Raw genomic sequence first — 12316 nt, forward strand, 5'->3', positions numbered from 1 at the left:
ATCTTACAAATACTCACATAGATAAGCCGTTGCTTCTTTAACTTGCAAGTCGAAAGAAGAGTCACCTTCCACATCAAAAGATTCACCAGATTTGAATGTTGTCCAATCTGACTCGCCAGTACGTTTAACGATCAATTCCCCTTTCACTACCGTCATTTTTTCAGGTGCTGCTGTGCCAAATGTGTATTCGCCAGCTGCCATAACGCCAACGCTACTGTCACCGTCTGCCTGAGTGAAACCTAATGACTTAACGCCACCTTCGAAGTAAGTGTTTTCCTTGATCATAATACGTCCTTGTTAACTCTATATTTTCAAAAATAGGAACATCGTTTTAACTAATATTTTGTCTCTATACAAGCTTTTAATTCAGCTTAGAACACAACCGAATAGCCTTAACTACTTATAGGATTTGGAATAGATATAGGGTTTCCCGTCAGCTATATTGAAAAGTTTCTTTACAAGTCGTTAACTTTATCAATACCATGATATATCGGCTCTCATCATACTAAGGTTATTGCGTGCCCTCAGGACAACCATCGAAGAAGTCAGCTAAGCGGTCTAAAACGAGTCGAAAGCCGTCTGATAATTTCGGTTTAATCGCTCAAATCGCTTTTATACTGCTAGCACTGGTTGCCGTAAGCACTATCAGTTACCTCTCTTATGTGGGTTATCAAGAGCACGTTGACCCTAGTAACGTGCATGGCAATTGGATAGAGATTGGTGCACCTCCCTACTCTACAGACATCCTCACTTTTTCAGACGATGGCGTTAGCCGAAATCGTCGCCTGATCAGCACAAACTATGAATTTGATGGTTCAAAAGTTCGCTTTTCTACCGGTTCCGGTATGACAGTATACAAACTCTCAGGCAGCACTAGTTCGCCACAACTTCGTCGCTTATACCCCGAGTCTCCAGTACAAAGCTTTGTAAAAGAAGGCTACGAAGATACTGTGACTTCATTTGGTGGTGGTGGGATGCAAAAACGACGTGCTTCTTTAGCTGAACATTTTAAGCCATAGTCGCTAGATTTCTTTAAAATCGACAATCTAACTAAAACCAAAACTTCATCTTTGACCTATAGATGTTAGGTTCAAGATCATTTCACCAATAATAATTCTCCAAAAACTAAAATACGTAAATAGTTTAGTTTTCTAACTTTTGCCTTAACTTTATAAATTTTGGACTAAGTCGCACACACAAAATGTAACACGTTGTTATATATTGGTTATTTTTAAACCACCCATCGGAAAGCTATTTAATTCTTTTTATAAAATAAAAAACCTCTCGAATACTGACTGTGATGCTCAAATTTAGAGCAGCTTATGCACCTACCTTTTGGGTGGATAACAATCAAGGAATGAGAGAAATACTATGATTCGTTTTAACATGTGTGCGGCAAGTATCGCATTAGCTCTGTCTGGGGCAGCACTAGCTGCACCGAGTGCTCCTAGCATCGACATGTATGGTTCTAATAACCTTCAATTTTCCAAAATTGAATTAGCGATGGAAACAACCTCTGGCTACAACCAGATGGTTAAGTACCATGATAACGCTAAGATAGCAGTCAAATTCAATCAATGGAGTGGGACAACTGGCGACACATACAACATCTATTTTGATGGGGTACAAGTAGCAACAGGCCCTATTTCAGGTAGCCAAACAACCGCTTCATTCGAATATGGTCAAGGTGGCCTATACGAAATGGAAATTGAAGCATGTGACGCAACTGGTTGTAGCAAAAGTGCACCTGCAAAAATCACAATTGCAGATACAGACGGCTCACACCTTGCTCCGCTAGCAATGAACATTGACCCAAATAACAAAACCTACGCGACAGATCCCAATACGGTTGTTGGTACTTACTTTGTTGAATGGGGTATCTACGGTCGCGACTACACAGTTGATAACCTTCCAGCAGATAACCTTACACACATTCTTTACGGTTTCATTCCTATCTGTGGTCCTAATGAATCTGTGAAATCAGTGGGTGGTAACAGTTACAATGCACTAATGACAGCTTGTAATGGAGTAAACGATTACGAAGTAGTCATTCATGACCCATGGGCAGCTTTCCAAAAGAGTTTTCCGCAAGCTGGCCACGAATACAGCTCTCCTATTAAGGGGAACTACGCAATGATGATGGCGCTAAAACAGCGTAATCCAGATCTAAAAATCATTCCTTCAATTGGTGGTTGGACTCTTTCAGACCCATTCTTTGACTTCACAACCAAAGCCAACAGAGACACCTTCGTCGCTTCTGTTAAGAAGTTCTTAAATACTTGGAAATTCTACGACGGGGTTGATATTGATTGGGAATTCCCTGGTGGTGGCGGTGAAAACGCTAACCTTGGAGACCCTGTAAATGATGGCCCTGCGTACATAGCGTTAATGCAAGAACTTCGCGCAATGCTTGATGAGCTAGAAGCAGCGAATGGCCGAACATACGAACTGACTTCAGCAATTGGCGTTGGTCACGACAAAATTGAAGACGTTAACTACGGCGAAGCAATCCAGCATATGGATTACATCTTCGCGATGACTTACGACTTCTACGGTGGTTGGAACAACGTTGTCGGTCACCAAACAGCTCTTAACTGTGGTAACTTCATGCGCCCAGGTCAATGTGATGGGTCTGGTGTTGATGAAAATGGTGAGCAATTCAAAGGCCCTGCATACACGACAGACAACGGCATCCAAATGCTGCTGGCTCAAGGCGTTCCGGCAAACAAACTTGTAGTTGGTACGGCAATGTACGGTCGTGGCTGGGAAGGTGTGATGCCTTCTTCGCTAACCGATCCTACAGACCCAATGACAGGTGTTGGTAACGGTAAACTCAAAGGCAGCTCTGCTCAAGGCGTTTGGGAAGATGGCGTTATTGATTACAAAGGCATCAAAGACAATATGCTAGGTGCAAATAATCAAGGTATTAACGGCTTTGAATACGGCTACGACGAAATGGCAGAAGCACCGTATGTGTGGAATCGTACGTCAGGTCAACTCATTACATTTGACGATGACCGCTCTGTTAAAGCGAAAGGTGCGTACGTACGTAGCCTAGGTCTTGCGGGTCTTTTCTCATGGGAGATTGATGCAGATAATGGCGATATCTTGAATGCGATGCATGAAGGCCTTGCTGGCGGAACGACAGAACCAGTAAACCGCAAACCAACATCTGCGGCAGGTGCTGACCAATCTGTTGTTGGGCCAGTATCGGTTTCTTTAGATGGTAGCGCTTCGAAAGACAGCGACGGCACAATCGCAAGCTATGCATGGGCTCAAGTTGGCGGAACCGCCGTCACTCTAGTGAATGCAAATAGTGCGCTAGTAAGTTTCGATGTGGCTGAAGTAGCACAGCAAGAAACACTGACCTTTACGCTAACAGTAACAGATAACGATGGCGCATCGGCTACCGATACGGTTGTTGTTACCGTTAAAGCTAAAGATACAGGCCCAGTAAATACAGCTCCTGTAGCTGCGGTCTCTGCTCCGGCTGAAGTCAATGCTGGTGATGTTGTTGTGGTTGATGCTTCTGCTTCTAGCGACGCAGATCAAGACACACTAAGCTTTGCTTGGGATGTACCAGCGGGTATTAATGCAACGGTTCAAGGTTCTTCAGTAAGCTTTGTTGCGGACGAATATACTCAAGACACAGTATTGAACTTCTCTGTAACCGTAAGTGATGGTACTGCAAGCTCTAATGCTACAACAGCGGTAAAAGTACTTAAGAAAGTAACAGGTGGTAACACTTGTACTAACCTTTGGGATTCAGGTGCAATCTACACTGGCGGTGAACAAGTAACTCAAGGCGGTAAGGTTTGGGAAGCGAAATGGTGGACAACCGGTGAAGATCCAACAACAACAGTCGCATGGGGCGTTTGGAAAGAAATTGGACCTGCAAACTGTGCTAGTTAATCCATAGTTATAGATGACCAGTAATTACAGTGGTCAATGACTATAAATAACTAACAGTTCTAGCTGACTCATACTCAGATAGAATAAAAACCAAGACCAAGTTTGATTAATTACGGTTAATCTCACTTGGTCTTTTTAGTGGCTCGACTTAGGTAAATTGCGCTCAAACCTATGAGGCACTCTTCATAAAATCAATCGAATCCAGCTCAATGAAGGAGGAATTGTTATGACTGAATTAGGCGGTCAAAACTTTCAAATACCTCAGGACATTTCATCACTCGCCCATGCCCTTGGCCTTGTGTCGGAACTAAACGAACTTGAGCCATTTCATTGGCAGCCCGCTGTGACACTTCGAACTTAGTGAATTTATCTTTTTCATCATGAACTATGATGGTTTGAGAACTACGCAACGCAAGCTTTCCATAAGGATCCACAGATTGAATAGGGTAATTAAATTGCTCTTCCACTTCCCCCACGACAGCATTAAATAGCTTCATCGAGTAACCTGAGCGAGCCACGCTTCCAAACAAGTTATCTAAGTAGTCCAATACTGGAGCAATAAGCAGTAACGGTTTGTCTTCAAGTTTAACGTGTTTACATTCTAAAGCTGATGCCGTACCCATACTGTGTCCAACTAGGCCTGCAACATCTTCTACCGAATCTAAAATAGCTTCTAAGCCATTAACAAATGCTGGAATATGACCATAAACACCTTCACTGCCACCATGAGCAGGATGATCATAAGCCAAAGCTGTGTAACCTTGACGAGCAATATGCTCCATCAAAGGATAATACTGACTTGCTGTGCCCGACCAACCATGAGTCAGAACCCAAACAGGACCACTCCCTAATGAGTAGGTTTTAATAACACCATCTCGACCTACGACTTCACTTTTAATCAATCCTGATGGCTCAGCATTTTTAGGTTCTGTTCGTACAGGAGTAAGTAACAGCTTTCTCGCGGTTTTCTTAGCGTGAGTCGGAGCTAAGATGTAGTGCAAGTTCGTTGTTGCACCGATTAAGCTTCGTTTAACACTGAATTTTGTCGATGTATTGAAGTAAATTTTTTCGCTCATGATTCTGTCCTTATAGTGACCGACATAAATAGTGGTCGACATAAAAAACGAACGACCGTGCTTTTTGTTTGGATAAAAAAAGAGGCGTAGCCCTCTTTYATTTAATTTTTACTTCCAGCTAGCAATTAGCCTTTCAACGCCACTCCAAAAGTGGTCGTGGCTCGCTTGCTGGCCGTGTATGGAATAAAACAAGTTTGCGCTTAAATAAAGCCCATACAGTTCGAAAGTCGCTTGCTTAGCATCGAGGTCGCTTCTAAATTGCTTTGATTCGACCGCTTTTTGAACTTGAATGGTTAAATAATTAATCCATACCGCTATCGAATCTTGTAACGCTTTCTGAATTGGGCAATCTGTCGCAGCGTCTTTCCAGGCATCAATGAACATACAGCTGCCTTGAAAAGAATGGTTCCAACCTAGCCAGTTCGTTAACAGCTGTTTCAATTTAGCTTCTATATCGGCGTCACCTAACAACCTGGCAGGGGCAATCACTCGTTCAGTGAAAATAGCATTGGAGTAACCCAAGACTGAGACTTGCAGATTCTCTTTTGAATTAAAATGAGCAAATAAGCCGCTTTTAGACATTCCGCACTCTTTGGCCAACGCACCAATGGTTAAACTTTCTAAACCATTTTCACTCGCCAATGAGAAAGCGCAGCTCAATATATGTTCTTTTGTTATTTTACCCTTGCTCATCATCGACCAACTTAATCAATTAACACTCTATTTTTAGCACGTTCGTTCTTTTTTGCAAATTTATTATACCGCTCAATAAATAATTAATTTCTTTTGTCGAGAAATTATGAAAAAAATGCGACTGTAATCAAAAGGATATTGAATTGCGTATGATAAGGAACGTAAATGGACACACTTTGGGAACAATTTGCATTTTCTGCCGCTATTACTGGCCCGATTTGCCTCATGCTTTTCCTTGGCGTGACACTCAAACGCATAGGGCTAATCAATGAGAATTTCATTGATGTAGCGTCTAAAGTGGTATTCCAAGTGACGCTTCCAGCTATGCTATTTCTTAGTATCGTGCAGTCTAACCATAACTTTTCAGCAAGCAGTAGCCTAGTTGCCTTTGGACTGATCTCTAACCTTATCTTTTTCGTATTTACTTACTTTTCCACCAAGTGGACGTTCAAAGATCCGAAAGACCAAGGTGTTATCATTCAAGGTGGTTTTAGAGCTAATACCGCTATCATTGCCCTTGCCTATGTCGCGAATATTTATGGGAATGAAGGGGTAGCGTTAGCTGCGATTTATGTTGCATCAACAACTGTGCTTTATAATATTCAAGCCGTCATCGCGTTAACCCCTAAAGGAGAAGAATCCGGAGCCAAAGCGGTTACCGTCATTGCTAAAACCTTAACCAAAAACCCACTTATTATTTCAATTATGCTCGGCGTTGTGTTTTATGGACTGTCTATTCCTATACCTAAGATGGTCACAGATGCTGGCCAGTACTTTGCGAATATGACTTTGCCACTGGCGTTACTTTGTACCGGCGGTTCGTTGGATATCCGCTCTTTAAAACACGATAAACTACCCACATGGTTTGCAACGGGTTACAAATTAATACTCGCGCCTTTGTTCATTACTCTGGCAGCACTTTTCCTTGGGTTTAGAGATCTAGAGCTCGGCCTAATTTTCCTGATGAGTGCAGCACCAACGGCAGCTGCAAGCTATGTAATGGCAAGAGCGATGGGGGGAAATGCTACGCTAGCCGCCAACATCATTGCACTGACAACGGTCATGTCATTGATTACTTGCACCATAGGTATATTCCTCTTAAAGGCAACAGGTTTAATATAGCTGCGACGCACCTCAAACAATCACTATTAAGGGTAACTCTATTAGGATAATTCTTTGATTTAGAGCTACCTCAATATAGGTGAAGACTGATAAATTTTGGGTAATTTTATTCCTGAGATCACAACATGACTTCATCTCACCAACCCAGTCCACATATCGCTAGTCTCGAACTCGGACGAGTTGTCGCTATCCTTGCCATCATTGGCTTACACTGCCAAATGGCCCTCACCTATTGGCAGGTAGATCAAGTGCCTTGGGTTGGCTACATACTGAACCAAAGTGCTCGGTTTGCAGTGCCGCTGTTTTTCTTAATTTCTGGTTACCTCATCCAACCAAAGTTAGCGGCTTCGCCATGGGCTACGTTCACTAATTACTGCAAACCTCTTCTAAAGGTTTGGCTAGCTTGGAGCATTATCAGCCTATTAATGCCATTCAACCTGGGCAAAGTTATGGAGAGCGGTTATTTAGCCGAACGAGAGGGTTATTGGGGCTATTTAATGTCCAATCCTCTTAACTCGTTGCTCGAGGGCGGATTAGTGCATTTATGGTTCCTACCAGCCTTAGCCTGCGCGGTATTAGTGCTAGCAATACTCGTTGACATGAGTTTAGAAAAGCTAATTTTGCCGATTGCTATTGGGTTGTATGCATACGGGACGCTTGCAGGAAGCTATGCCAATATCACCGACCTACAGGCTCCATTTTTTACACGTAATGGGCCTTTTTTCAGTACTCTCATGGTCGTAATAGGCTTTTTGATTCGCCAGAACCAATGGCAATTATCATCACGAAAAGCACTAAACCTACTACTGGTCGGCATGGCAATACACTTCGCAGAAGCGTACTGGCTCACCAATCATGAAATGGCTTTTAACGTGCATGACTTTTTATTTGGCACCGCACTTTGGGCGGTAGGCGTCTTTATGTGGCTACTCGCCAACCCGAAAATGGGCAACATGAGGTGGGTTTCACTTGTTTCTAAACGCATGCTTGGGATTTACGCTAGCCACTTATTAATCGTTATCTTAATGTTCAATATTTCCGGGATACTTGAAATCACAGGGCTAGCGAAAGACGTATTGGTCTATTCAAGTACTATTGTTCTCGCATTTTTACTTGTGATTGGAATTGAGAAGACGCCAGTTAAGGCTTGGCTGCTTCGTTAATGATTACTCGATAATAAATTAATCGCTCAAATAAAACTCGCAATCACCACGATAGAGGTTATAACTGTTAGTAGTTATAACCTTTTCTTTTAAGGGAAGAAAATGAATAGAATGTTCGCCCTTCTCACCCTTATCGTGAGTTTTCATAGTACAGCAGAGCAAACCAACCCTTGGCTATTTGTGACAAGCGAAAACGGTATTACGATACACAAAAGGCCACACAGTGATGGGTTAGTCGAGATCAAAGCTCAAATGCAAGCGAAAACAACCTACTCTGGCTTTTTGCTGCTCTTAGAAGACAGTGCTAACGTTCCGAATTGGATTGATAGAGTCTCGATGAGTGAAGTACTAAAACAGCTATCAACTAATGAAAACATTGTTTACACACAATTTTCAGCTCCGTGGCCTGCCCGCGACAGAGACATGGTGACTTACTCTAAGTATGAGCTCGGTAATGGTCAGTTTGAACTTACCATTACCGATGCTTCTACTTATATCGAAAAGCGCAGTGGCTATTTAAGGATATCCAAAGTAGAAGCGCTGTGGGTTTTACAGCCTTTGAATTCAGGCACCACTCATATCACCTATACCGCGTTTGCGGATCCCGGAGGAATACTGCCAGACTGGCTCTCTAACAAGTTGTCTGTTGCAGGTGCCCTATCTACATTTCAAGGCTTAAGAGAGCAGTTACCCAAGTATCAAAATAGTCAGCACCCTAACCTGCCGTTAGAAGCGACTCACTTGCCATAAAGTAGTACGTATGAAGGTATCAGAGGCGTTAATTATAAGGTCTGAATAAGTTAATGAAGTGAGCGGGAAAAAGCTTTGTTATTTTATGGCTTCCTTGCAAGATCACGAGCCAGAATCAACGCTAAGCCAAAAATTTGTAGAAACAACGCGATGTTTTTGTAAAAGGTCATCCGCTCTTCTAAAGCCAGCATAGACTCTGAAATAGACAAATTATTTAAATAATAATCATCAATTTTATTACGCTGAGCTTGTTGCGCTGAATTAATCGACATCATAAATGTAGGAAGGTTTGCAATGGTTACAGATGGCATTGACTCTCCGACCCAAACCGAAAGTTGACCACGTAATATCTCATCCAACTGAGGAACAGTTCGCTCACTATTAAGGTGTAATAACAAAGCCTCGCGTTTACGTTCTAACGTTTCAACACTGTTCCATGCGAGTTGAATAGAGTACAAATTCGCGCTCTTTTGCTCATACAAATCATTTTGCTTAGCCGAGAGTTTATCAATGACTAAACTTGAGATCACAATCGCTAAGATATTCAAGATCAACCCAGATAGAACAATTACCCAAGCTGGCGGAACTCGAAATGTCATCCTAAACCCTAAAGTAATTGGTCAAAAGGTAGGTAAACTAAGTTTAGAATGATAAGAGCGACCATGCAGGCTAAAGTCAATTGCATCCCCAAAACACGGCCTTTGAACTTCTTCCCTAAAATACCTTTTGCATGGATCATACGTCCCAGCACAAAGGTGACACCAATGATATGTACCAACCAAACATGCATGCCGTTAAATTCCGCGAACCCCATTAATATTAACGTTATCGGAATGTAGTCCATCGCGTTACTTTGTGCAGAGCGAGCGATCTGTAATGGTTCAACACCACCATCAGCATRAGCGACTTGGTTTGCTCGCCTCTGTTTAATGACTTGAATCGCTAGCCAAATCATTAAAATAGCAAGAAGGGACGCATAAAGTGCTGTGATCATATTTCAGTCTCTGATTGGTAATTACAATCCAATCTACTTCACTGGTAAATCATTCAGCAAATTAATCACGCCCCTTCGTTTGAACAGTGTCGATTAGGTCACTTATTCATACAATGTTAGCGCCACACGCCCCATTCACCCGTAGTGCCAGGCTCTTGAGCTTGTGTCCACCACTGCGCTGTCCACTCCTGGCTATTATGAGTAACTACATCACCAGTGTTATAAACCTGATCCGCATTCCAAGCATTGATTGGTAGAGTCGGTGGAATAGGATCTTTTGCTTTAATTAAAGAGAGTTGGTAACTCGGTATAGCATTAGGTGCCATGACTCGATTGGCATAAATATTATTCGTATCAAACATATAGTGATTCATCGCCTCATGCCAAATACCAATAAACCATTCGCCTTTTTTCAGATCATTAAATTGCCCAGCTAACTCTGCTGACCAAGTCGACGTATTATTGGCTGAAATCGCAACTTGAATGTCTGTGGTTTCGGAGCCGTTCGCGTCAAAGGTTCTGAACCTGACCGTATCACCTGATTCAACGGCACCAAATTCAGTAGAAACAAAATAACCAAGTTCGGTCAAATTGTTAGCAGGTGGCGTAGGCTCAACTGGGTCTGGCGGAGTAGTTCCAGAATTAGAGAAGGTAATATCACTACAGTTATAAAAACCTTCCCCAACCGGGTCTTCACGCTGCCAGCGAGTATAAAGTACAGCATCACCAGCTCTGTCAGATGGAAGCGTCACTTTAATTCGGTACTTTTTGTCTTCACCAACCGCCACATTACCGCTCGTATCAACAAGGTCGAGGTCGTCCCACGTTAACGGCACAGTCAAATCCGCTGTCGGTTTCGACAGATAAAACTGCCAATAAGACGGGTTATGAGGTGCCGTGGCATTAAACACTAAATCTATTTGGCTGTTTTCATCCAGCGCGATAGCGGTTCTCTGCCAATGCGCAGAACCCACATCTAGCCCTTCTTTTGCCTTTGAGCCTGCTGAGCACAAAGTACCATCTGGAACGATCGCTTTTACGTGTGCCATATCTTGATGGTTCGGAACGTTCGCAGCCACTTCGTTACGTTGAACAAATGGATAGGCACCAGAAATATCGAATGCAGCCTGGCAAGCTTGGTTGGGGATATTATTATCCCAAAACCCACCGTCGAGGTAACAAATATTCTGACGAGAATTGGGGAACTCAACCCAACCATGAGCGCTCGCATTGTCCACGCTGGTGAACGACATAATCCCTATTACTACCGATGACGAAATGGCTTTCATCTTCATGATATTTTCCTTACTGAATAATCAAAGCTGAAGCCAGTCCGACCCAATATTCTGGCAATAGCACATAAATGGAACTATCAACCTAGCAAGGATTTATAAGTTTAAAGGGCTGATTCACTAAAGAATCCGGATGTCTCTTCAGTTCTGTCGCCTCCATTCCACCATTGATTTCATACAATGAAAGCCGTTCACTAGCCTTCGAGTGACTTCATAAAAATCAATTTCTCAAGGTTTGGAAGATTTACAAATTCGACAATCATTCATTGAATTAGAACCAAATAAACAAGGGAGGGTAACTTAGTGAAAGCTCAATTTTTCGCAGTACGTTTAAGGTCAACTTCGACCTAAATTAACTTTATTGTTATCATCAACCTCTAACAAATACGCCACACCCTATTTATGATTAAGGTTAGAATCTGTGACCAAAGGCAAGACACCAAAAGCGATACTGACTAGACAAAAAATTATCGATACTGCTTTCAACATAACGATGAATGAAGGCTTTGATAAAGCCACATTCGTACACATAGCGAAAACCGCTGGTATTTCTAGTTCAGGGATCAATGCTCACTTCGATAGAAAGTCCGATATAGCAGCTGTTCTCGCTCCTATGTACGCACAAATCATCAAAAAACCACTTAGATTTGGCTCACCTGATGAATTCTTCAAATCATGGGTGTCGGCTTTCGATAATAACGCAGAGTTTAAACGAGCAGTGCTGACTGCTGGACCAATAATCCCCAAACTAGACGGTGTAAAAGGTTTGTTTGATGCCATTGATGGCAATCCAGAAGATGTTCAGAAGTGTGTTTACATGTGCATGGGTTATGCGGTTATCCATTCGTAGAAAATGCCACCCTTTAGAGCGACATTTGGCTTTGATGGTATAAGAGTATGACGCTATCGATTACTGGTGGTTAAACTGGTATTAATAATTTCAGAAACCGCCTGATGAGCTATTTTATAATCTCCAGTTTTATCTTTTTCAGCCATGGCTGATAGGTAACCAATAAGCCCAAGTTCGTTGACAGCTTGCTTTTTAATGCAAAGAGATATGGTCTGTTTTGAGCCTAAAACCTTGTACATTAAAATATTAATATTTTCACCGTGCACTAAGCGGACTGTACCCAATGAGCTTGAAAGGTAACGGCTGCTACAACCATTAAGAAGTGTACTAAGAGTGTTGTTCATGAAGTTCCCAATCTATTGTTTGATATTTCAATATCTATAATTCAAAACATGCCGTTAGCATTATTAATACTCTAAAATCCTACCTATCGCAGGTAGATATGAACTGCATAGTCCCTTAAT

Annotated in this window: 13 protein-coding genes; 6 read left to right on the forward strand and 7 right to left on the reverse strand. The window is 42.2% G+C overall.

What is annotated here, in order from left to right; genetic code table 11:
* Positions 1 to 3 precede the first annotated feature (3 nt).
* Positions 4 to 285 (reverse strand): pyrimidine/purine nucleoside phosphorylase, encoded by a 282-nt coding sequence (gene ppnP, locus L4C33_RS14605; RefSeq protein ID WP_428813154.1) that lies wholly within the window; start codon positions 283 to 285, stop codon positions 4 to 6.
* Positions 286 to 518: 233 nt separating this feature from the next.
* Between ppnP and L4C33_RS14610 the strand changes: the two genes are divergently transcribed.
* On the forward strand, positions 519 to 1019 hold the full coding sequence (locus tag L4C33_RS14610; protein WP_428813155.1) for a DUF2850 domain-containing protein: 501 nt from the start codon (positions 519 to 521) through the stop codon (positions 1017 to 1019).
* Positions 1020 to 1371: 352 nt separating this feature from the next.
* Positions 1372 to 3912, forward strand: a complete 2541-nt coding sequence (locus L4C33_RS14615; protein WP_428813156.1) for a glycosyl hydrolase family 18 protein — start codon at positions 1372 to 1374, stop codon at positions 3910 to 3912.
* A 224-nt stretch (positions 3913 to 4136) separates the two neighbouring features.
* On the opposite strand, the gene L4C33_RS14620 is transcribed toward L4C33_RS14615, so the two are convergent.
* Both L4C33_RS14620 and L4C33_RS14625 read right to left on the reverse strand, forming a co-directional pair.
* Entirely contained in the window at positions 4137 to 4988 is an 852-nt protein-coding gene (locus L4C33_RS14620) for an alpha/beta hydrolase (protein ID WP_428813157.1), read from the reverse strand.
* Between the two features lie 108 nt (positions 4989 to 5096).
* The gene (locus L4C33_RS14625) at positions 5097 to 5681 is read right to left on the reverse strand and encodes a TetR/AcrR family transcriptional regulator (RefSeq protein ID WP_428813164.1); all 585 of its coding nucleotides are present in this window, start codon (positions 5679 to 5681) and stop codon (positions 5097 to 5099) included.
* A 165-nt stretch (positions 5682 to 5846) separates the two neighbouring features.
* On the opposite strand from L4C33_RS14625, the gene L4C33_RS14630 reads away from it, so the two are divergent.
* From L4C33_RS14630 to L4C33_RS14640, 3 genes are all read left to right on the forward strand, one after another.
* Complete coding sequence (locus tag L4C33_RS14630; RefSeq protein ID WP_428813158.1) at positions 5847 to 6803, forward strand: AEC family transporter; 957 nt, start codon at positions 5847 to 5849, stop codon at positions 6801 to 6803.
* Between the two features lie 125 nt (positions 6804 to 6928).
* The gene (locus tag L4C33_RS14635; protein WP_428813159.1) at positions 6929 to 7966 is read left to right on the forward strand and encodes an acyltransferase; all 1038 of its coding nucleotides are present in this window, start codon (positions 6929 to 6931) and stop codon (positions 7964 to 7966) included.
* Positions 7967 to 8077: 111 nt separating this feature from the next.
* A complete protein-coding gene (locus tag L4C33_RS14640; protein WP_428813165.1) occupies positions 8078 to 8716 on the forward strand; it encodes an START domain-containing protein in 639 nt (212 codons plus the stop codon).
* Between the two features lie 83 nt (positions 8717 to 8799).
* On the opposite strand, the gene L4C33_RS14645 is transcribed toward L4C33_RS14640, so the two are convergent.
* From L4C33_RS14645 to L4C33_RS14655, 3 genes are all read right to left on the reverse strand, one after another.
* Positions 8800 to 9315 carry a DNA mismatch repair protein gene (locus tag L4C33_RS14645; RefSeq protein ID WP_428813160.1) on the reverse strand — a complete coding sequence of 172 codons (516 nt, stop codon included), beginning with the start codon at positions 9313 to 9315 and terminating at the stop codon, positions 8800 to 8802.
* Positions 9316 to 9323: 8 nt separating this feature from the next.
* On the reverse strand, positions 9324 to 9710 hold the full coding sequence (locus tag L4C33_RS14650; RefSeq protein WP_428813161.1) for an MAPEG family protein: 387 nt from the start codon (positions 9708 to 9710) through the stop codon (positions 9324 to 9326).
* 116 nt (positions 9711 to 9826) lie between these two features.
* Positions 9827 to 10999: a lytic polysaccharide monooxygenase gene (locus L4C33_RS14655; protein ID WP_489686440.1), complete on the reverse strand. Its 1173-nt coding sequence runs from the start codon at positions 10997 to 10999 to the stop codon at positions 9827 to 9829.
* A 424-nt stretch (positions 11000 to 11423) separates the two neighbouring features.
* On the opposite strand from L4C33_RS14655, the gene L4C33_RS14660 reads away from it, so the two are divergent.
* On the forward strand, positions 11424 to 11852 hold the full coding sequence (locus L4C33_RS14660; protein WP_428813162.1) for a TetR/AcrR family transcriptional regulator: 429 nt from the start codon (positions 11424 to 11426) through the stop codon (positions 11850 to 11852).
* A gap of 53 nt (positions 11853 to 11905) precedes the next feature.
* Here the strand turns inward: L4C33_RS14660 and L4C33_RS14665 are convergent, their stop codons facing one another.
* The gene (locus L4C33_RS14665; protein ID WP_428813163.1) at positions 11906 to 12196 is read right to left on the reverse strand and encodes a hypothetical protein; all 291 of its coding nucleotides are present in this window, start codon (positions 12194 to 12196) and stop codon (positions 11906 to 11908) included.
* Positions 12197 to 12316: the final 120 nt, after the last annotated feature.

The organism is Vibrio makurazakiensis, assembly GCF_050337375.1.
GTDB lineage: Bacteria > Pseudomonadota > Gammaproteobacteria > Enterobacterales > Vibrionaceae > Vibrio > Vibrio makurazakiensis.

What these genes read in the sequence shown, in the direction of transcription:
- L4C33_RS14640 (WP_428813165.1), top strand. Translation starts at nt 8,078, where the DNA reads ATGTTCGCCCTTCTCACCCTTATCGTGAGTTTTCATAGTACAGCAGAG.
- ppnP (WP_428813154.1), bottom strand. Translation starts at nt 285, where the DNA reads ATGATCAAGGAAAACACTTACTTCGAAGGTGGCGTTAAGTCATTAGGT.
- L4C33_RS14645 (WP_428813160.1), bottom strand. Translation starts at nt 9,315, where the DNA reads ATGACATTTCGAGTTCCGCCAGCTTGGGTAATTGTTCTATCTGGGTTG.
- L4C33_RS14620 (WP_428813157.1), bottom strand. Translation starts at nt 4,988, where the DNA reads ATGAGCGAAAAAATTTACTTCAATACATCGACAAAATTCAGTGTTAAA.
- L4C33_RS14665 (WP_428813163.1), bottom strand. Translation starts at nt 12,196, where the DNA reads ATGAACAACACTCTTAGTACACTTCTTAATGGTTGTAGCAGCCGTTAC.
- L4C33_RS14615 (WP_428813156.1), top strand. Translation starts at nt 1,372, where the DNA reads ATGATTCGTTTTAACATGTGTGCGGCAAGTATCGCATTAGCTCTGTCT.
- L4C33_RS14655 (WP_489686440.1), bottom strand. Translation starts at nt 10,999, where the DNA reads ATGAAAGCCATTTCGTCATCGGTAGTAATAGGGATTATGTCGTTCACC.
- L4C33_RS14625 (WP_428813164.1), bottom strand. Translation starts at nt 5,681, where the DNA reads ATGAGCAAGGGTAAAATAACAAAAGAACATATATTGAGCTGCGCTTTC.
- L4C33_RS14630 (WP_428813158.1), top strand. Translation starts at nt 5,847, where the DNA reads ATGGACACACTTTGGGAACAATTTGCATTTTCTGCCGCTATTACTGGC.
- L4C33_RS14635 (WP_428813159.1), top strand. Translation starts at nt 6,929, where the DNA reads ATGACTTCATCTCACCAACCCAGTCCACATATCGCTAGTCTCGAACTC.